Raw genomic sequence first — 19,884 nt, 5'->3', positions numbered from 1 at the left:
CGAAGCTCGTATTGCTGTTCTTGGCTCAGTCGAACCGCGTTAGTCTTAAGTTCATTTTCCATGACTATATTATACCACAAATCAATTCAAAACGCGATGTTTATTTGGTATATCAATATCTATAGCAGACGGATGGCTATAGTGAACATGTATCGCTTTTGTGAGCGAAACCCCAGCGAAGAGGAAATTAGACAATATATTAATTCGTTTTTCAGGTTGAGCACGACAGACAATGCACGCATCAACAGCATACTTTCTGTGTCTACTGATATAGAGGCGTGGCTTTCCATATTTTACAATTATGAAACCAATGAGGAGCGAACATATAGTCAAAAAAAACTACGCTCGCAAGATGAAATAGTCGCCCTCTCAGCATTGATCGACCGATATCGCGAATCTTATCGAGGGAATATAGGACTGGAAGTAATAAATTATCTTGCAAAGCAATTCGATGGTGAACGATATCTTGACTACAGGGGAGAACTCAGCAGAATTTTTGAGATGGACCCTACATATTTTAATGAACATAATCAAAATCTATTGATTTCTTATTCATTGCCAATTTTACAAACTGCTCCAGAAGGCGCAAAAGACTTCTTTGCAAAAGAAGCGATGAACATTCTTCCCAATCGGTTAATGGAAATTCATCGGATGTTAAAGGATAATGAAACAATGCTCATCATTGCTGAATTGGCTTTAACAAGGCTTACCAAGTCTATAAGACCAAAATAGATATAATCCATCAAGAATTGTGGATATACAAGGAGGAGACCCGCATGGGTAAAAATGATAATCAGCCGTCGACGGGCGAGAGATTGGCAACGGTGACAGAAGAACTTGAAAAATCTGAGCGACTTATTGTTGGCAGTATCCAAACATGGGTAAAAGAATCACAGCTAGCTAGCGAAAAATATGCTAATGCAGTAGAAAAACTCATACAGAGAATTTACTCTGAGAGTCAGTCTACTTCCGAGAAAATGGACAAGCTGATAGCAGATATAGTTCTGGCAAATCATACTGCCGAAAAATTGAGGAATGATGCACAAAATACAGCAGCCATATTATCAGCTTCCTGTACAACGGTGTCAAATTTTGTTGAGGTTGTTAAGGACGTCCAGTCTCAAAATCGGAATTCGATTAGACAGCAAGACGAAAACATCAAATTGCTGTTGCAGTTGGTCAAAGATAATCATAAAGCAATAATAAATGGTGTGACAACTATTACCTCGGATATAGATAATATAGGTTTACAGCAAAATGAAATCGCTGAAAAACAGGACAAAGCTTGGAATACAATTGTTGTCGATTTTCCGAAAGTTTATCATGCGGATATGAGGAAATTAAAAACTAAATATGCAGTCATGCTGGTATTAGTGGTAGTTAATTTGTTCATATCTATTTTAGTTGCTTTCATGTATATCAAAGGAGTCTTATTATGAGTCACGGACAAGGTAAAATTACAATAAATTTGGAAAGAATAGCCGAAGAAGCAGAACGCCAAAGATTACTTGCAGAAGAGAGAGCTCGTCAAAAAAAAGAGCGAGAAGAAAAACGAACAGAAGAAAGAAAGAAAGCTCAAATGGAATCAGCTCTGCGAAAGAAAGAGCTAGAGATTTATCTGAGACTAGTAAAATCGAAATCAGAAGAGATTATTACTTTCACGGAAGTCAATCAAGAGAATATTGAAAAAAAAGATGTTCAATTGAAAAAAGCCTTTATTGATGTTTATTCAGAATACCAAATATGTTGCAAATCCCTTGGTGAAAGCCCGGATAAGTACTCTTGTTCGGCAGAATCTATAGCAATTATAAAAGAAATAGCGCAAGAACAATACAGACGTATTGCTGGGAATGATTTTCTTAATACGGTCGTGGAAAATGCAGTTGCTGAGACATTCCAAGAATTGGGCTACGAAGCGTTTGCGACCAAAAATATCGTCAAGAAATCCGGGAAAAAATCAAAAAGCACCTTAATTGATTATGGGGATACGACAGCAATAAATGTCGTGCAAAAAAGTGATGGCAGTATTATAATGAGCATCGTTGGGAAAGGAGAAGATAATACCATTCCAACCAAAACTGAGGCCATGGACATTACGTCTAAGTCTAAGACTTTTTGTGGAATGGAAGGAAAAATAATTGAACGGCTTGCTGAAAAAGGCGTTATTGTAACTGAATATACTGCCACCCCCCCATCAGTAGAAAATGTTGCTAAAGTCAATTTACAGGAATATCGGAGAACAAAAGAGAACTATGATAAAGCGGGTACGAAAAAAAAGGCGATCACTCAAGGAAAAACAAATGGCTAAGACAAAAACTTGCCCGCAATGCGGACTACAAAATCTGGCTAATATCTTCACCTGCAAAGGATGCGGATATGATTTGACAGGCGTGTCAATTGACAAACCGGCCCCTTCTGAGTTTCCATCTGTCCCGACCGAACCAAAAATCTCTGAAACCCAAATCAGGATTTGTGAGGAATGTCAACACAAGAATCCCGCTAATCTCCTTAAATGCGAAGCCTGCGGTGAATCTTTGGAGGATGTGCCGATAACATCTATTGATAATATACCTGATAACTTTGAAGAAGATCCCCTCACGACGGAGTATTCTTTGATTTCTTTGGAAGATGGCGAAATACTGGAATTAGATTTAGCAAATCCTGTCGTTATAGGACGAGCAAACGTATGGGGTGGATATTTAGTCCGGAAAAATAAAGACGGCGTATCCAGGAAACATTGTAAATTCAGTCTGCAAAACGGGCAGCTGGTTGTTACTGACTTAAAAAGCAAAAATGGAACCATTGTCAATGGAAAGTCAATTCCTTCAGAAAAAGCGTATCCATTGCAAATCGGTTCCATTGTGATGATGGGAGGCGAGAGAAAACCCTCAAGAAGTCTGATCGTTAAGGTGGCGCTTGGTAAAGAAGGGGAAAAGAAAAAATCTAAATCATGAACCTGTGGTGATGATTATGACAAAACCAGAAGTCGCAAGACATATTTATATTGGCAATATTCTTTATCCAGTCCACAGTTTAGGTCCGGGAACCCGGATTGGCATATGGTTAACCGGATGCCATAGAAATTGCCATGGGTGTATTAGTCCGGAATTTAAAATTCAGCATCCAACAGAAAGAATCAATACAGAAGATTTACTGAAAACAATGAAGCGTGTCTTTAAGAACATAAATGTGGATGGCATTACTATTTCCGGAGGAGAACCGTTCCTGCAGCCTGGAGCTTTAGCAATTCTTGTCGAAGGGCTTCATAGATTATTTAGTCACAGATCCTCCAAAATTGATATATTAGTTTATACCGGATTTACTTTGCAGGAATTAAAAAATATGCGAAAGGAAAGTGTTCACTCTATTTTGTCTAATATTTCAGTTTTGATAGATGGACAATACCTTGAAAAAGAGAACAACAATAGTCCACTACGTGGATCTGACAATCAAATTATACATTATCTTGATCCGAAATGCAAAAAAAAATATAATGAATATATGAAAGAAGGAAATTCTCTGCAAGTGTTTTCTGAAGGCAACCATATCATTACAGTAGGAATTAAAGGAGACTGACATGGAAGAATTTATCTCAAAATGGCATAAGGAATTAAATATTTTTTGTCGATTAAATCCACAAATCGTTTTGGAGGGAAATGTTCTTGACTTGTATCAGTATCCAGAAATTTCAGAGAATCAGGAGTTGCCTGGTGGAAGTATAGTAAGGCTCTCTGAGTATCTACATTATTATTTGACAGATTTGGGTTATAAAGCCATTGCCTTTTTTGATGGTCTATCAGGTCTATCAAATGAAATGAATGCCGAAAGTCTATCTGCATTCATAAAAGTTGCAGGCATACAAAATTTTGGTAACAATTCCCGGCCATTGGATTTAATTGATCTCTCTGCTCGTGCAGTGACTGCCTTGGCTCAAGCGGAAGTTCCAACTGCGCTAATTTTAAATTTTGCTTCTCGATATATCATTTCTCCGGATAATTTGAGTCAAGAGGACATAGATATCTTTACGAATTTGACCATGGCCAGCCTTTCAGCCATGGATGTTGTCACAATGGGAAATGTGCTGAAAAATGTGATAATAGTGATTGCAAACAAAGTAAACGATCTACCAGCGTGGTTCTACTTAGAAAATCCTGGAAGTAAAACAATCAGAATTGACACGCCGCAAAAAGAGGAGCGAGAGCAATTTATAAAAGGAGAAAATTTCAGAAGCTTTTTTCAGGTAGACATATACAAAGAACAAATCGCTACTTACGAAAACTTACCTAGAGAATTAATAAAAATTCAAGATCGCTTTGTTGCGTTGACTGAAGGAATGAGCTTTACGGAACTGAATGATATTCGGAAACTTGCAAAATCAAGAAAAACAGAAATTTCGAAACTCTGTCAAGTCATTGATCTTTATAAATTTGGAATTCAAGAAAATCCATGGGCCAAGCTCAATTACGATAAGCTGATGCATGCGGAAAAAATGTTTCAAAACCGGATCAAAGGACAAAATTTAGCGATCAACCGAACTCTTGACATTATAAAAAGGGCTGTTGTCGGGTTAGCAGGTCTTCAGTCCTCTTCTCTTTCCAAACCTAAAGGCGTTTTGTTTCTCGCAGGTCCAACCGGGACTGGCAAAACGGAACTGGCAAAAACATTATCAGAATTTATTTTCGGAGATGAGCGTTCCTGCATTCGATTCGATATGAGTGAATACTCACAATCTCATTCTGACCAGAAACTCATGGGTGCACCGCCAGGTTACATAGGCTATGAGGCTGGTGGACAACTGACTAATGCAGTCAAGAAGAATCCTTTTTCGGTTCTTCTTTTCGATGAAATAGAAAAAGCAGATCCATCTATTCTGGACAAATTTCTACAGATCCTCGAAGATGGCCGTATGACCGACGGTCAGGGGAATACGATATATTTTTCTGAAACAATTATTATATTTACGAGTAATTTAGGAATATTTATTCCTGATGAAAGGGGAAACCGCATCGCTAATGTAACTTCAAGCATGCCATATGAGGAAATCCAAGTAAAGGTTCGAACTGCGATCGAGAATTATTTTAAATTGCAATTGGGCAGGCCGGAACTTTTGAACAGAATTGGCGAAAATATAATTGTATATGATTATATTAGAGAATCAGTAGCTTTGGATATTATGAAGGCACAGTTGACAAAAATATCCGTAAACCTCTTCGCTGAAAAAAACATACGGCTGGATTTTTCCAAAGAAGCGGTTAAAACGTTGTTTGAAAGAGTAAAATTAAATTTGGAGAACGGTGGACGAGGAATAGGCAATGTTGTAGAGAGCATGGTTATAAATCCATTGTCACGGTATATTTTTGATCAAGGGGTATCAGGGGGAGTCAGCATTACGATAGAGGAGATTGAAACTGTTCAGGATAAGCACTCGCTTATAGCAACAAAGTCGAAATTTTAGCACATATCTTACGCTCACTTAGCTAGGCCAGAGTTGGCCCAAAAACTTTTTCAGCCACAACCGAAAAACTTCTGGATTTTCAGAACTTTTTCAGTTACAACCGAAAAACTTCTTGCTTTTTCCAACTTTTTCAGTTATACTTGAAAAAGAGGTGAGCATATGAAAAATCGTCCCGTCTATCTCAAAAAACTTTCCCCCTTTGTGAACAAGCACATGATCAAAGTCGTCACAGGCATTAGACGTTCAGGCAAATCCATGCTGCTTGACCTTTTCAGGGCGCATTTGCTGGAAAGCGGCGTAAAAGAAGGTCAGATCATAAAACACAACTTTGAGGAATTCCGCTATGACGGCATGGACCACAAGACCCTGTACGCCCTGATTGAGGAGCAGACTGCGGAAAAAGGAGAAAAATATTATCTCCTGCTCGATGAAATTCAGCGGATCCCCGATTGGGAAATCACCGTTAACGCCCTTTTCCTGAGTCCGGACCTGGATATTTACCTGACCGGTTCCAACGCGAAACTGCTGTCCTCAGAAATCTCGACATACCTGACAGGACGTTACGTCGAAATCAAAATGCTTCCCCTCTCCTTCAAGGAATATCTCGATTTTATCGACTTCGCCGCCGGCGGCGATACCGCGCGCGCTTTTGCCGATTATCTGGAATATGGCGGTTTCCCGGGCAGGATTGACATTGTAGAGACGCCTCGCGCCAATATGGATTTCCTTTCCGGCGTCTACAACACGATCCTCATGAAGGACGTCATCACTCGCAACATCATCAAAGACCCGCCTTTGCTGGAAAACCTGATGAAATATCTCGCGGACAACATCGGCAATCCCGTTTCGGCAAAAAAAATCAGCGATTACCTCTCGAGCGCCGGACAGAAGACGTCCAGCGAGACTGTCGAAAACTATTTGCACCACCTTGAAGAGGCCTTTATCATTTACAAGGCGTCCCGCTATGACCTCAAGGGCAAGCTGCTTTTGAAGACCCAGGCCAAGTATTACCTGACGGATTCGGGGATCCGGACGCTGCTCTTGTCGGACGGCAGCCGCGATTACGGCAGACTTTTGGAAAATGTTGTGTATTTCGAGTTGCTGCGTCGCGGATATCGGGTCAATGTCGGAAAGTCCGACGACCTTGAGATTGATTTTGTGGCAAAGAATCTCGATGAATTGATTTATTGCCAGGTGGTCGCGTCCGTCATGGACCCCGCAACACTGGAGCGGGAAGTGAGACCGCTGGAAAAACTGAATGACAACCACGAAAAAGTGGTCCTGACCATGGACCGCCTGCCCTTCAAAGATTATCGCGGGATCAAAATCCGGAATATCTTGGATTTCCTGTTGGAAGAACAGGCCTGACCGAAGAAAAAATACACGCCGCCTCCTTTTGGACCCGCGCGTGTTTTTTATTGCCAAAAAGCCACAAACATGCTAAAATATTCCTATACACAATTTTCGCGCAAAAACCCTTTTGAAGCGGAGGTATCACGATGAAACGATCCGGATTGATCACGAAAACGGCAATCGGTCTCATTCTGCTGTCCATGCTCATGACAGGTTGCTCCACAGGCATAGGCGTCGGCGTGGGCATCCCCATTTTCCCCCATGTAGGCGTCGGCGTAGGCGTGGGAGGCTCGAAGGAGCTCAAGAAGGACAAGGCTGAGGAAAAGGGCAAAGTCAAGGAAGAAGCGAACGAAAAAGACAAAAAAGGCAAAAAATAATTTTTTCCCCTATTGACTATTTGCCGTTTATTGAGTATATAAAGTATTGGCGGTCAAAATTTCAGCGGCCGTAGTTTTTACAATCGAAAACCAAACGTAAGGGGGCAACATTTTATGAAAAGCTACGATACAAACAAAATCAGGAACATTTCTCTTGTCGGACACAGGGGGAGCGGCAAAACCACCTTGATCGAAGCGATGCTGAAAATCTCCAAAGTCATTGACAAAATGGGCACGGTCGAAGACGGGACGACACAGTCGGACTTTGACAAAGAGGAAGTCAAACGGCTGTTTTCGATCAACACGTCGATCATTCCCATCGAGTATGAAGACTGCAAATACAATTTCTTTGATACCCCCGGGTATTTCGACTTTATCGGCGAAGTATACTCGTCCCTGCGCGTGGCGGGAAGCGCGGTCATGGTCCTTGACGCGACTTCGGGCATAGAAGTGGGCGCGGAAAAGGCCTGGCGCATTCTTGAGGAAAAGAAACTGCCGCGGATCATCTTCATCAACAAAATGGACAAGGGCTTCGTCAATTACGACAAGCTGCTGAAGGAATTGAAAGATAAATTCGGCAAGAAAATCGCCCCCTTCTGCATCCCCTTGGGAGAAAAAGAAGAATTCAAGGGCTTTGTGGACGTCGTCGGGCTCAAGAGCCGGATCTACAACGGCAAAGACTGTCTGGACGGCCCCATTCCCGAAAGCGTCGACATCGAAGAAGTGCGCAACCTCTTGATTGAGGCCGTGGCCGAGACCGACGAGCAGTTGATGGAAAAATACTTCGGCGGAGAGGAATTCACCCTCGAGGAAATCAAGACCGGTCTCCACAAAGGAGCCGTTTCCGGCGACGTCGTACCGGTTATTGTGGGCTCGGCCACCCAGGAGATCGGGATTCATACGCTGCTCAAAATGATCTATGACTATATGCCCGTACCGACGGAAGTCAACGAGGGCGAATGGAAGGGAATTGATCCCAACACCAAGGCGGAGATCACGAGAAAGACCAGCCGCGACGAACCCTTCTCGGCCATTGTGTTCAAGACCTTTGTCGATCCCTTTATCGGCAAAGTATCCCTGTTCCGGGTACTTTCGGGTTCCATCAAAAAAGACACGGAAATCCTGAATTCCACCAAGGGCAAGAAGGAAAGGATCTCGACGACGGTCTTTATGCGCGGGAACAAGCAGGAAGAGGCGCCGGAAATTATCGCGGGCGACATCGGCGCTACGACAAAGCTCCAGGCGACCCAGACCGGAGACACGCTCTGTGACAAGGACAAGCCGATCCTCTATCCGGCCATTGATTTCCCCGAAGCCACCTTCTACTCGGGCGTAAAACCGGCGGAAAAAAACGACGACGAAAAACTGAGCACGAGCTTGCAGCGGATGCTCGAGGAGGATCCGACGTTTGTCGTCACGAGAAACTACGAAACCAAGCAGCTTTTGATCGGCGGACAGGGCGAAAAGCATCTTTACATCATCCTTTCCAAGATCAAGAATAAATTCGGCGTTCACGCCGAGCTCATCGACCAGATCGTGTCCTACCGCGAGACGATCCGGAAGAAGGTCGAACAGCAGGGCCGCCACAAGAAGCAGTCCGGCGGCGCGGGTCAGTTCGGCGACGTCTATATCCGCTTTGAGCCCAATCCCGACGAAGAATTCACCTTTGTGGACGATATTCACGGCGGCGTTGTGCCCAAATCCTTTATCCCCGCGGTGGAAAAGGGCCTGATCGAGGCCAAGACCACGGGCGTCCTGGCGGGTTATCCGATGATCAACTTCAAGGCGACGCTCTATTTCGGTTCCTACCACGCTGTGGACTCCAACGAGCTTTCCTTCAAGCTGGCGGCCATCCTCGCCTTCAAGCAGGGGATCCCCCAGGCTTCGCCGGTTCTGCTGGAGCCGGTCTGCAAGATGGAAATCGTGATTCCCGAGTCCTTTTTGGGCGACGTCATGGGCGACATGAACAAACGCCGCGGCCGGATTCTGAGCATGGATCACAACCACTACGGCGAGCAGATCCTTCATGTGGAAGTTCCTCAGAGCGAAATCCTCAAATACGCGCTGGATCTGAGGGCCATGACCCAGGGACGGGGCTCCTTCACCTATCACTTTGAACGCTATGAGGAAGCGCCCGAAATGATCGCGAAGAAGGTCATCGAGGCCCGGGCGGCGGAAAAAGAAGCGGCAAAATAATTTGTACCGAAACTGAACAGCAGGGCGGGAGAAAATCCCGTCCTTTTGTTTTTTGTTGAAAAGGACCGCCGACCTGTTGTATAATATGAAAGGAAATTTGAACCGAAAGGAAGAATCAATGATCAGACTGATCGTAAGCGATATGGACGGGACGCTTCTCGATGGCGAGGGCAAGATCCCGGAGGAATTCTGGGACCTGGTCCCGGAACTGAGAAAAAAGAACATCTTGTTCGCGGTGGCCTCGGGCAGGCAGTATTATACGCTCTTGGAGCAATTCGCGCCGATCCGCGACGACATCATCTTTATCGCGGAAAACGGGACTTACGTCGTCTGGCGCGGCGAGGAACTCTTCGCGAATCCGCTGCCTCTTTCCGACGCCCGGGACATCCTGCGACATGTGGCGGATCTGCCGGGGACCCAGGCCGTTCTCTGCGGGAAAAAATCCGCTTATATTCAAAAGGGCGGGATCCTCTTCGAGGAAGAGGTCCGGAAATACTATTTTCGTCTGCGGGCCGTGGAGGACCTCTGCGCCGTGGAGGACGAGATCTGCAAAATCGCCCTCTGCAATTTTGACGGCAGTGAAAAGAACATTTACCCGGCAGTCCGGCATTGGGCCGACCGTTACAAGATCGTCGTCTCGGGCAAGGTCTGGCTCGACGTCGAAAAGCTGGATGCCAGCAAGGGGACCGGCGTCGCCATGATTCAGAAAAAGCTGGGGATCGGGCCGGACGAGTCCATGGTCTTCGGGGATTTTCTCAATGATCTCGAGATGATGCCCCTTTGCAAATACAGCTTCGCCATGGAAAACGCCCATCCGGATCTCAAAAAAGCCGCTGCCTTTCTGGCGCCCGGCAATACGGAAAAAGGCGTTATCACCGTGATCCGGCAATATATTTGAAAACAATATCGTTGAAAAAATAAACCCCATATAGAGGAGAAACGATGCGAGAACTGGAAAACCAAGTCGAATACCGGATGGAGTATTATCCCAACGGGATCGTCAAGCGGAAAATGGGCGTCCTGAACGGGAAATTCCACGGGGAGCACGTGCTCTATTTCACCAGCGGACGCAAGGCCAGCGCGCTTCATTTCAATGAAGGCAAACTCGAGGGCGAGGCCACGGAATACAATGAAGCCGGCGTTTTGCTGAAGCGCTTTACCTACGCGAACGACCAGTTGAACGGTCCGGGCGAGATCTATTATTCCGACGGGACGCTGGAGGAGACGGTTTTCTTCAAGGACGGCAAGTCCGAAGGGAAGAACATCCGCTATTTCCCCAACGGCAGGATCGAGCGGGAAGCGGTCATGCGGGCGGGCATCCCCAACGGCCGCTGTTTCGAGTATTACCTGAGCGGTAAATTGAAGACCAAGTGTCTCTACAAAAATGGAAAGCTGAGCGGCCACGAGTACGGCTACTACCCCAACGAGATCCTTAAAATGAGCGCGAGTTATACGGCCGGCATTCTGAACGGCCGGGCCTATATCTATTTTCCCGACGGGAAGCTCGAAAAAAGTCTGATGTACAAGGACGGCAAGCTGAACGGCCGCTGCATTCTCTACGCCCCCAACGGCAAACTCGTCAACGTCTCGCTCTATGAGGACAACAAGCTCTCGGGCAAGAGCATTCTCTACGACAAACTGGGCCGGCGGGAAGTCATCGTGAATTACGTGGCCAACGAAATGACCGGCGAGTGCCGGATTCTCCACGCCACAGGCGAAATCAAGCAACGGGCCTGGCTAACGAAGGGCGTCCCCGACGGCATTGAGATAAAATACTACAAGAGCGGCTCCGTCCGCAAATATTCCATGTTTCGCGCGGGGGTTCGCCACGGCTTCGTGATGAATTATCAGCGGAACGGAAATCTCACAAGCCTCTGTACCTACCGACAGGGAGTGCCCTGCGGCTTTTTTCTGGAATTCGACCGGAACGGCAGCGTGTACAAGCGCTACAAGATCCTGGGCGACAAGAAGACCGTGCTGACCGAACGCCTGCCCGACGAGGTTCTCCTCGATATCTTTCTCTTTATCGCGGAAAAGACGCCCTACGAGCGCCGGGCCTTCCGCAGGGCCCGTATGGATACGGGAAACGCCACGGTTTTCCTCCGGATGATGAAACGTCAGAATCCGGAAAAATACCGGCGCGACATGTCCCTCTACGCCCTTCCGGCCCTGCGGGAAATCGGATTTTGATCGGAGATAAAGAGCCCCGCTGTCATATTGGGGACATCAAAAGCGGCTATAGTTAGAGTTACGAAACGGATCGGAGGTAAGAGAAAAATGGAAAATACGGCTGAAAGCAAACTCAGCGTCAAAGAACGAATTTTGGGATACGGCAGGCTGGTCAGGGCCGTCCGGGACGAGATCGGGAAGAAGGTCATCGGGCAGCAGGACATGATCGCAAAGATCCTGATCGGAATCTTTACGGGCAGTCATATTCTGCTGGAGGGACTGCCGGGACTGGCCAAATCCCTGACGGTCAGCACCATTGCCCGCACCCTGGGTCTCAAATTTGCGAGAATCCAATTTACGCCGGATCTGCTGCCTTCGGACATCATCGGAACCGAGATTTACAACGAAAAAAACGGGGAATTTTACACGAAAAAAGGCCCCGTGTTCGCCAACATCATCCTGGCCGACGAAATCAACCGCGCCCCTGCCAAGGTGCAGTCGGCTCTCCTTGAGGCCATGCAGGAAAAGCAGATCACGATCGCAAGCGAGACGTTTATTCTGGACCGGCCTTTTGTGGTCCTGGCGACCCAGAACCCCATCGAGCAGGACGGGACCTACCCGCTGCCCGAAGCCCAGCAGGACAGATTCTTGATGAAAGTCAGGGTCGAATATCCTGATAAGGCAGAAGAAAAGACGATCCTGCGCTTGCTGACGGGCGCCGGCGGATACGAGGATATGCCGATAGACGCGATCCTCGACAAGAATGAAATCAAGGCCATCGGCGACCTTATCCGGGAGATCCATCTCGATGAAAAATTGATGGATTATATCGTCGATATCGTTTTCCGGACCCGGGAAAAGAACAATTACATCCTCTGCGGCGCTTCGCCCAGAGCCTCCATCGCCATCGCGCTGGCGGGAAAAGGAAACGCCTTTCTTGAAGGGCGTGATTTCGTGACGCCCACGGATTTGAAGACCATCCTCTTTGACGTGCTGCGGCACCGGATTATTCCCACCTACGAGGCCGAAGCCGAGGGAAAGACTGTCGACGACATCATCACCGACATTCTGGAAACCGTAAAATTGCCGTAAAGGGTGGTTTCAATGAAGCGTGAAGAACTGCTGAAAAAGATTAAAAAAATAGAAATCGCCTCGTCTATTTTGGCCCGCGAGATCTTCTCGGGCAGGTACCGCTCCTATTTCAAGGGAAACGGCATGGAATTTTCCGATATCCGGCTCTATGCCCCCGGCGACGACGTGAAAAAAATCGACTGGAAGGTCTCGGCCCGCCAGCGGAAGACCTATGTCAAAGAATTTACGGAAGAAAGGGAAATCTGCATCTATATCCTCGTGGATATTTCGGGTTCCGAATATTTTCCCGAAAAGCTCGACTTGATTTATCAACTTGTGGGAAGTCTCGCCCTTTCCGCCCATAAAAACGGCGACAAAGTGGGCCTGATTTTATTCACCACGAAGATTGAAAAGCATATTCCCCCCAAAAAAGGTCGGAATCACGCGATGATCCTTTTGGACGCCTTGCTTAACGCCGAGCCCGCCGAGCGCGGGACCAGCATACGGACGGCCCTGGAGTTTTTGAACGGCGTCATGAAAAAACGCGGGATTGTCTTTCTGATTTCGGATTTTCTCGATACGGGCTACGAAAAAATGCTGGCGATTCTCGATTCCAAGCATGACCTGATTCCCATCGCGGTGGGCGACAAGAAATATGACAAACTGCCCTCGGGGACCATATTCACGCTGCGGGACGCCGAGAGCGGCGAACGCGTCGTCATGGAGAACAAAGCCGGCGATATTTCCCTGACCCGCCCCATGGGCAGGCGGATTTTGAAAATCGATACCGATGACAACTATATTGTGACGCTTTCCAATTATTTCGGCAAGCGACGGAGGATCAAACGATGAAGCGAATTTTGCCCTGTGGTTTGATGCTTTTTCTATTGTTGGCGATGACGGGACCGGCCGCCGAACGGGAGATCCTGGTGGGGGATCCGGTCCGCCTGCGGATGACGGGCGTCTCCCGGGAGGAGATCGCCCGGGCCTTTGACGGGGCGCCCGCGGCAAATGACGTCCGCCTTGAGGATATCCGGGATGACGCCAAAGACCCGCCGGGAAACGTCGTCACGTTCCGGAGCTTTCTGCCGGGAGAATTGAATTTGCGTCCGGGAAATCTTGATCTCACGATCCATGTGGCCAGCGCCCTGACCGAAGCCGACCGCGCCCGGAACGGGGAAATTTACCTCAATCAGGCCGACGGCGACGAGCGGAAACTGGACTGGGGGAAGCCTCCATACCGGCTGATCGCGGGTATCGCGCTCTTTCTTGCGGGGCTTTTTTTGCTGACGCCCAAGGGTCGGCGGCGGACCCGACCGGCGCGGAATCCTTTCCTGAGCTTTGAGCGGGATATGGCCGACCTTCCCGCCGACCAGTGGGAATACCGGGTCAGCGTGCTCCTGCGGGAACTCATTGATTATCGCTACGGCACGCGATTTTTGACCGGCGACTACGAAAAGACCGGCGTCATCGATGCAGACGACGTCAACTATATCAAAGACCTCGACGACTACAAGTTCTCGCGGAAGGAAGAAAAGGCCGATACGTACCAAAAACGCGTCTGCGCCCGGGCAATGGATATCTACGGGCGGCTTCGCGACCTGGCAGAGAAGGAAAAGCAAAAGGGGGCGGTAAGCGATGTTTAAACTGGCCGCGCCCTGGTTTCTGGCCTTTATCCCCCTTCTGGCCTGGCTGTTTTTCCGCAGGCAAAAAGAACCCGCGATCCGGGTCCCCAGCGTGGCCCTGGTCCGGCAATACAAGCTCAAAAGCAAAAAAACCCTGATCGGCAAATGGCTGATCTTTCTGTCGTCGATCACGGCGGCCTTCGCGCTGGCCCGACCGCAGTTGTGGCTCGAGGACAGGAGCGTCACGAAAAACGGGATTTCCATCGCCCTCGTGCTCGATCTCTCCCAGTCCATGTTGAAGGACGATTTCCGGCCCAGCCGACTCGAGACCGCCAAGGCGGTCCTCGGCCGATTTGTCGAAAAACGCCCCGATGACCTGATCTCCCTCGTGGTCTTCGGCGGCGACGCCTATACGAAGGTTCCCCTGACCTTTGACCACAATGTCATTACCGAGATCGTGCGTAAACTGACGGTCAATGACATCACAAGCAACACGTCGACGGCTATCGGCATGGGCCTGGGCGTCTCCCTGAACCGGATCAAGGAAGCGAAGACCCGGGAAAAAATCGCGATTTTGCTGACGGACGGCGAGAACAACTCGGGGGAAATGAGCCCCGAGGGGGCGGCAAAACTGGCCAAAGAGCTGGGCGTCAAGGTCTACACCGTGGGCATCGGGGCCCGGGAATTCGTCGTCCGTTCTTTTTTCGGGAGCCAGCGCGTCAAGAACACGGAACTGGATGAGACCTTGCTCGAATATATCGCGAAAGAGACCGGGGGTCAATACTTCAGAGCCGGAGACGAGAAAGAATTCGAGCGGATTTTTGATACGATCAACGAACTGGAAAAAACGGAAGTGGAAGGACGCAGTTATTACGAGCGGCAGGAGCTGTACGAGAATTTTCTCACGGGCGCGTTGATTCTGCTTTTGCTCGGGATATCGCTCCGCTACCTGATTTTTGTGCGGATTCCCTGAGGAGGATTCGATGGAATTTGGAAATATGCGATACGCGCCGTTTTTGCTGATTCCCCTGCTGATCCTGGCCATTATGCTGGCCGGATTCGGGAAAAAGCGAAGACTGCTGCGGCAATTGACGATAACGGGAACGCCGGGGCTGGAGCTCCTGCGGATCGTCCTGATGACGGCGGGGGCCTTCGCCCTCGTCCTTGCGCTGCTCTCCCCGCAACGTTTGCTCGACGAGGAAAAGCAGGACGTGAAGGGCGCCGATATTTACGCGCTGATCGACGTGTCCCGCTCCATGATGACCGAAGACGTCTATCCCAATCGATTGGAGGGAGCAAAGCGCCTGCTGACGGTATTGCTGAAAAACCTCAAGGGAGACCGGATAGGCTTTATCCCCTTCTCGGACAGCGCCTACATCCAGATGCCGCTGACTGACGATTATGCCATCGGAAAAAATTACATCGACGCCATCGACGGCAACCTGATTTCGGGGGGCGGCACCGAGCTCTATCAGGGGCTGCAAATCGCGGACAACTCCTTTACGGAGACCGGCAGCGACAACAAGACCGTGTTAATTCTCTCCGACGGCGGGGATTTCGACGAAAAGACGCTGCGCTTCGCGAAGGAGCGCGGAATAAGAATTTACGCGGCCGGCATCGGAACGGCCCAGGGCGGCGTTGTCCCCGATTATGAGGGAGGCAAAAAACAGGGCTTTATCAAGGACGAGACGGGCTCCGCCGTGGTGAGTCGGCTCAACACCTCGTTTTTAAGGCAACTGGCCGAGGAAAACGGCGGCGCCTACTACGAGGTCAACAATCTGCAAGACGATTTTCCACGCTTTTTCACGGATATTCGAAGCCTCGACCGGAGCGCCGTCCGGGAGGAGCGCGTCAGACGCTATGAGAAGTATTTTCAGGTTCCGCTGCTGCTGGGGCTGCTTTTGATTACCGCGGCCTTTTTCCTGCGGGGGAGGACGAAAGATGAGACGTAAACTTTTGGCGCTGTTTCTTGTGATCGCCGGCGTCGCCCTCTTTTTTACGGGCTGGCGGCGGGAGCGGACATGGTTCCCCGAGACGCTGGCCGATGTCCTGCAAAAAACGGGGAAAACGGAAAAAGCCCTGGCGGCCTATCGGAAACTCCTTGAGACCGATCCCGGCAACGGGCGGATCCGGAGCAATCTTGTGAAGACGCTCTACGGGGCGGAAAAATACGCGGAAGTTCTCCAAGAGGAGTCGACGGTGTATTTTATCCGGGGCAATGCCCGGGTCAAGTTGGCGGAGACGCCGGCAGATCCGGCGGGGCAGGCGGAAAACGGGGAAAAAGGGCCGATGGAAGGATATACGGCAGCCCTCGAAGAATACAAAAACGCCATGCTGCGTTCCGGCGATATCCATATCAAAAAAAATTACGAGATGGTTCTCGAAAAGATAAAAAATCAGCAGGATCAACAAAAACAGCAAGATCAGCAGGATAAACAGGATAAGCAGGATCAACAGGATCAGCAAGACCAACAGAATCAGGATCAACAAGACAAGCAGAATCAGGATCAGCAAGATCAGCAGAATCAAGATCAGCAGCAAAATCAAGATCAACAGAATCAAGACCAGCAGCAACAAAATCAAGATCAGCAGCAAAATCAAGACCAACAAGATCAACAAAATCAACAGAATCAACAAAATCAGGATCAACAGCAAAATCAAGATCAACAGAATCAAGATCAGCAAGATAAGCAGAATCAAGATCAGCAAAACCAGCAAAACCAACAGCAGCAGCGGAATCAACAAAATCAAGACCAAAAAAATCAGCAAGAAGATCAAGCTAACGATCAAGATCAACAGCAGGACAGCCAAAAGGCGCAGGGACAGAGCGAAATCCAATACGCCGAAGACGTCCCCGACGAGCGCAAAGAAGAAATCCGGGCCGTCCTGAAAAAACTGGAGGGCAACGAAAAGCAGTCCTTCAAAAACAACGAGCGGGTAATGCCGGTCGGAAATACCCGCGGCAAGAACAGGTGGTAGCGTGAAGATCAAAAAAATTCTATGGATAATACTGTTTCTCCTGGGCGCGACGGCGGCCCTGGGCGAGATCCGGCTCGAAAGCGATACGCTGAATCCCGTCCTCAACGAAACCTTCCGGATTGCCGTGACCTTTGTGAACGAAGAGAAAGAGGACTACACGATAGCCGGTCTCGACAAAAACTTCCGGATCGTTTCCCGGGGTTCCAACTCCAATTTCACCATTATCAACGGCCGGCAGCAGAGCCAGGTGGCCGATATTTATGAGCTCCTGCCGCTGAAAGAGGGGGAAGTGAAGCTCAAAGCGGCCGGGAAAAAGGCCGCGTCCAACGAGCTGACGCTCAAGGTCGGCAAAGGGCGGGCCGCCGTTGCCGCAGGCGAGGAAATCGAATTTTTGACGAATCTCAAACAGGATGAGACCTTCTATTTCGGCGAAAAGATCCCCTATGTGGAAAAACTCCTGTTTTCGAGGCAACTCATGGGCCTGAACGTCGTGGCCGATTCTGATTTCGGAGAGCTTTCCTCGAAAAATGTCCCCGCCGTCCAGGCCGGCGGCGGTCCCCGGACAAAGCAGATCCGGACGCTGAAGGGGACCATGGCCGCAGAGGCGACGATCTATCAGTGGATTCTCGAGGCCAATTCCTCGGGGGACAAAAAAATGCACTCCAGTTCCCTGTCCGTGGAAACGGAGGAAAACATGCGGATCCGCAGAAACATTTTCCCCGAAAAAGACATTACGCTCCATATTCTGCCGCTGCCCCAGGGGAAACCGGCGGACTTTCAGAACGTCGTGGGGACCCCTGAAATCAACTGGAGCTGGAATCGGGACAGCGTTTCCTACGGCGATTCCCTTGTGCTTACGGTAAAAATCTCGGGGGCGGTCAATCTGGACGGCCTTGAGGAAATCGCGGCAAATTCGCTGCCCGCGACGGAATTCAACGTGTTCGAGAGCGTGAAATCCGCCGATGAGACCATAGAAAACGAAGGTTATTACGCCGAAAAGACCTTTGAAATCGCCGTAATCCCGAGAAATACCGGGGAAGTGACGATCCCGGACATGCGGATTTCCTATTTCAGCCCCAAAAGCAAGAAATATGAATATTTGGAGATTCCGGCGAAGAAAGTCTCGGTGACGCCCGGAAGCGGGCAAGTACAGCCTTCCGCGCCAACACAGCGCGTCGCGCCGCCTCAAGGGGCTTCGCCCGCGGTCACGACGACCCCGGCGACAAACGGACCGGTTGAGCTTGCCGCGAGCGAAAAAATCACGGTTTCGACGCTTCCGCCCGAGGGAGAATCGGGCCGCTTTTCGCATCCCTACGGAAAAATATTTTTATTTGTTTGTATCCCGGAGACTTTTGTGCTATTATATTTAGTAATGAAAAGGAAAAAGAAGGCCGGAAGGGGATCGGGACCTTCGTTGCAGGCGCTCAAAAGCGCGGGGGACGACGAAGGCTTCTATGAGGAATACTGCCGGCTTCTGCGGGAGCGTTACGGCTATACGCCCAAGGCCCATTTGGGGGAGCGGCTCGCCAAAAGCGGCGCGTCCGACGCCCTTGTGGAGCTTGACCGGGAGATCGCCGATTGCCGGGTTCAGGGGAAGGCTCTGGAGCGGAAGAAAATCATCCGGCGTTTGAAAAAAGAATTCAATTGACGACTTTTATGGACATACAGGGGGAGTAAAATGGTGAAACTGGTGATGACGCAGGCTTTTCCGCCCGAAGGGATGGTCCTTCTGGAGGGAAAGGCGGAAGTCTTTATCGCCGACGATCCCGATCCCGCCAACTATATGGCGGAGCTGAAAAAAGCTCAAGGGATCATTATCCGGCTCGGAAAAATGACCGGGGAAATTCTCGCGCAAACGCCTGATTTACGGGTAATTGCCCAAAACGGCGTCGGTTATGACAATATCGACGTCGCGGCGGCGACGGCCCGCGGCGTGCCCGTGGTCTATACGCCCGGGGCCAACGCCCGCTCAGTGGCCGAACACACCATGGGGATGATCCTTGCCCTCGATAAAAAAATGCTGGCCGGGCATTTGGGAACGCTGGCGGGAAAATTTATGGAAAGCCGGATCAGCGGCAATTCCTTTGAGCTCTACGGAAAAACCATCGGCGTTATCGGCCTGGGCAATATCGGAAAAATCGTGGCGGAACTGGCCGCGGGCTTCGGCATGAAGATCCTGGGCTATGATCCCTTCCTCCCGCCGGAAGCGTTTACGAAGCGCGGCTGGACCCGCTGCGCGGATCTGCCGGATCTTTTGCGGGCGGCCGATGTGGTTACGGTCCATACGCCCTTGAACGAGAGTACGAAAAATCTGATTGCCCTGCGGGAACTGAGTCTCATGAAGCCCGAGGCAATTCTTGTAAATTGCGCCAGAGGCGGCGTCGTAAGCGAAGCCGATCTCGCGGCGGCGCTGGAAAAAGATCTCATTGCGGGCGCGGCCCTCGATGTTTTTGAAATGGAACCGCCCGACGGGACGGCGCCGCTTTTGCGTGCGAAAAATCTTTTGGTGACGCCTCATTCGGCGGCCCAGACGAAGGAAGCGGCCCTCAACATGATGCGCATGTGCGTGGACGGATGCCTCGCGGTACTCCGGGGGGAGCGCTGGCCCTGCGTGGTCGACCCGGGGGTCTGGAATCATCCGAGGTGGCAATAACAACAT

19 protein-coding genes are annotated in these 19,884 nt (G+C 49.4%); all 19 read left to right on the top strand.

Going from position 1 to position 19,884, the window contains the following annotated elements; translation table 11 throughout:
- The coding region (locus tag LBQ97_07095) for a hypothetical protein (GenBank protein ID MDR1832478.1) at nt 1–732 on the top strand (732 nt) is incomplete at its 5' end.
- Nucleotides 733–776: 44 nt separating this feature from the next.
- Complete coding sequence (locus LBQ97_07090) at nt 777–1,439, top strand: hypothetical protein (protein ID MDR1832477.1); 663 nt, start codon at nt 777–779, stop codon at nt 1,437–1,439.
- The gene (locus tag LBQ97_07085; GenBank protein ID MDR1832476.1) at nt 1,436–2,308 is read left to right on the top strand and encodes a hypothetical protein; all 873 of its coding nucleotides are present in this window, start codon (nt 1,436–1,438) and stop codon (nt 2,306–2,308) included. The genes LBQ97_07090 and LBQ97_07085 overlap by 4 nt, the downstream gene beginning before the upstream one ends.
- Nucleotides 2,301–2,954 carry an FHA domain-containing protein gene (locus LBQ97_07080; GenBank protein ID MDR1832475.1) on the top strand — a complete coding sequence of 218 codons (654 nt, stop codon included), beginning with the start codon at nt 2,301–2,303 and terminating at the stop codon, nt 2,952–2,954. The genes LBQ97_07085 and LBQ97_07080 overlap by 8 nt, the downstream gene beginning before the upstream one ends.
- Nucleotides 2,955–2,964: 10 nt before the next feature.
- Nucleotides 2,965–3,576: a radical SAM protein gene (locus LBQ97_07075; GenBank protein ID MDR1832474.1), complete on the top strand. Its 612-nt coding sequence runs from the start codon at nt 2,965–2,967 to the stop codon at nt 3,574–3,576.
- 1 nt (nt 3,577) lies between these two features.
- Nucleotides 3,578–5,455: an AAA family ATPase gene (locus LBQ97_07070; protein ID MDR1832473.1), complete on the top strand. Its 1,878-nt coding sequence runs from the start codon at nt 3,578–3,580 to the stop codon at nt 5,453–5,455.
- Nucleotides 5,456–5,614: 159 nt separating this feature from the next.
- Nucleotides 5,615–6,823, top strand: a complete 1,209-nt coding sequence (locus tag LBQ97_07065; GenBank protein MDR1832472.1) for an ATP-binding protein — start codon at nt 5,615–5,617, stop codon at nt 6,821–6,823.
- A gap of 131 nt (nt 6,824–6,954) precedes the next feature.
- Nucleotides 6,955–7,185, top strand: coding sequence for a hypothetical protein (locus tag LBQ97_07060; GenBank protein MDR1832471.1), 231 nt, complete (start codon nt 6,955–6,957; stop codon nt 7,183–7,185).
- Nucleotides 7,186–7,299: 114 nt separating this feature from the next.
- A complete protein-coding gene (gene fusA / locus LBQ97_07055) occupies nt 7,300–9,381 on the top strand; it encodes an elongation factor G (GenBank protein MDR1832470.1) in 2,082 nt (693 codons plus the stop codon).
- Nucleotides 9,382–9,499: 118 nt separating this feature from the next.
- Complete coding sequence (locus LBQ97_07050; GenBank protein MDR1832469.1) at nt 9,500–10,279, top strand: Cof-type HAD-IIB family hydrolase; 780 nt, start codon at nt 9,500–9,502, stop codon at nt 10,277–10,279.
- Nucleotides 10,280–10,323: 44 nt separating this feature from the next.
- A complete protein-coding gene (locus LBQ97_07045; GenBank protein ID MDR1832468.1) occupies nt 10,324–11,571 on the top strand; it encodes a hypothetical protein in 1,248 nt (415 codons plus the stop codon).
- 87 nt (nt 11,572–11,658) lie between these two features.
- The gene (locus LBQ97_07040) at nt 11,659–12,642 is read left to right on the top strand and encodes a MoxR family ATPase (protein ID MDR1832467.1); all 984 of its coding nucleotides are present in this window, start codon (nt 11,659–11,661) and stop codon (nt 12,640–12,642) included.
- A gap of 12 nt (nt 12,643–12,654) precedes the next feature.
- Complete coding sequence (locus LBQ97_07035) at nt 12,655–13,473, top strand: DUF58 domain-containing protein (protein MDR1832466.1); 819 nt, start codon at nt 12,655–12,657, stop codon at nt 13,471–13,473.
- Nucleotides 13,470–14,267: a hypothetical protein gene (locus tag LBQ97_07030; protein ID MDR1832465.1), complete on the top strand. Its 798-nt coding sequence runs from the start codon at nt 13,470–13,472 to the stop codon at nt 14,265–14,267. Before LBQ97_07035 ends, LBQ97_07030 begins: the two co-directional genes overlap by 4 nt.
- Nucleotides 14,260–15,219 (top strand): VWA domain-containing protein, encoded by a 960-nt coding sequence (locus LBQ97_07025; protein MDR1832464.1) that lies wholly within the window; start codon nt 14,260–14,262, stop codon nt 15,217–15,219. The genes LBQ97_07030 and LBQ97_07025 overlap by 8 nt, the downstream gene beginning before the upstream one ends.
- A 10-nt stretch (nt 15,220–15,229) precedes the next feature.
- Nucleotides 15,230–16,198 carry a VWA domain-containing protein gene (locus LBQ97_07020; protein MDR1832463.1) on the top strand — a complete coding sequence of 323 codons (969 nt, stop codon included), beginning with the start codon at nt 15,230–15,232 and terminating at the stop codon, nt 16,196–16,198.
- Nucleotides 16,199–16,388: 190 nt separating this feature from the next.
- Nucleotides 16,389–17,225, top strand: coding sequence for a hypothetical protein (locus LBQ97_07015; GenBank protein MDR1832462.1), 837 nt, complete (start codon nt 16,389–16,391; stop codon nt 17,223–17,225).
- A 1-nt stretch (nt 17,226) separates the two neighbouring features.
- Entirely contained in the window at nt 17,227–18,873 is a 1,647-nt protein-coding gene (locus LBQ97_07010; protein MDR1832461.1) for a BatD family protein, read from the top strand.
- Between the two features lie 30 nt (nt 18,874–18,903).
- Nucleotides 18,904–19,878 (top strand): hydroxyacid dehydrogenase, encoded by a 975-nt coding sequence (locus LBQ97_07005; GenBank protein ID MDR1832460.1) that lies wholly within the window; start codon nt 18,904–18,906, stop codon nt 19,876–19,878.
- Nucleotides 19,879–19,884 lie beyond the last annotated feature (6 nt).

Source organism: Fusobacteriaceae bacterium, from assembly GCA_031272775.1.
Taxonomy (GTDB): domain Bacteria; phylum Fusobacteriota; class Fusobacteriia; order Fusobacteriales; family Fusobacteriaceae; genus JAISST01.
This window is presented reverse-complemented; position numbering and strand designations above follow the sequence as displayed.

What these genes read in the sequence shown, in the direction of transcription:
- LBQ97_07090 (MDR1832477.1), top strand. Translation starts at nt 777, where the DNA reads ATGGGTAAAAATGATAATCAGCCGTCGACGGGCGAGAGATTGGCAACG.
- LBQ97_07085 (MDR1832476.1), top strand. Translation starts at nt 1,436, where the DNA reads ATGAGTCACGGACAAGGTAAAATTACAATAAATTTGGAAAGAATAGCC.
- LBQ97_07080 (MDR1832475.1), top strand. Translation starts at nt 2,301, where the DNA reads ATGGCTAAGACAAAAACTTGCCCGCAATGCGGACTACAAAATCTGGCT.
- LBQ97_07075 (MDR1832474.1), top strand. Translation starts at nt 2,965, where the DNA reads ATGATTATGACAAAACCAGAAGTCGCAAGACATATTTATATTGGCAAT.
- LBQ97_07070 (MDR1832473.1), top strand. Translation starts at nt 3,578, where the DNA reads ATGGAAGAATTTATCTCAAAATGGCATAAGGAATTAAATATTTTTTGT.
- LBQ97_07065 (MDR1832472.1), top strand. Translation starts at nt 5,615, where the DNA reads ATGAAAAATCGTCCCGTCTATCTCAAAAAACTTTCCCCCTTTGTGAAC.
- LBQ97_07060 (MDR1832471.1), top strand. Translation starts at nt 6,955, where the DNA reads ATGAAACGATCCGGATTGATCACGAAAACGGCAATCGGTCTCATTCTG.
- fusA (MDR1832470.1), top strand. Translation starts at nt 7,300, where the DNA reads ATGAAAAGCTACGATACAAACAAAATCAGGAACATTTCTCTTGTCGGA.
- LBQ97_07050 (MDR1832469.1), top strand. Translation starts at nt 9,500, where the DNA reads ATGATCAGACTGATCGTAAGCGATATGGACGGGACGCTTCTCGATGGC.
- LBQ97_07045 (MDR1832468.1), top strand. Translation starts at nt 10,324, where the DNA reads ATGCGAGAACTGGAAAACCAAGTCGAATACCGGATGGAGTATTATCCC.
- LBQ97_07040 (MDR1832467.1), top strand. Translation starts at nt 11,659, where the DNA reads ATGGAAAATACGGCTGAAAGCAAACTCAGCGTCAAAGAACGAATTTTG.
- LBQ97_07035 (MDR1832466.1), top strand. Translation starts at nt 12,655, where the DNA reads ATGAAGCGTGAAGAACTGCTGAAAAAGATTAAAAAAATAGAAATCGCC.
- LBQ97_07030 (MDR1832465.1), top strand. Translation starts at nt 13,470, where the DNA reads ATGAAGCGAATTTTGCCCTGTGGTTTGATGCTTTTTCTATTGTTGGCG.
- LBQ97_07025 (MDR1832464.1), top strand. Translation starts at nt 14,260, where the DNA reads ATGTTTAAACTGGCCGCGCCCTGGTTTCTGGCCTTTATCCCCCTTCTG.
- LBQ97_07020 (MDR1832463.1), top strand. Translation starts at nt 15,230, where the DNA reads ATGGAATTTGGAAATATGCGATACGCGCCGTTTTTGCTGATTCCCCTG.
- LBQ97_07005 (MDR1832460.1), top strand. Translation starts at nt 18,904, where the DNA reads ATGGTGAAACTGGTGATGACGCAGGCTTTTCCGCCCGAAGGGATGGTC.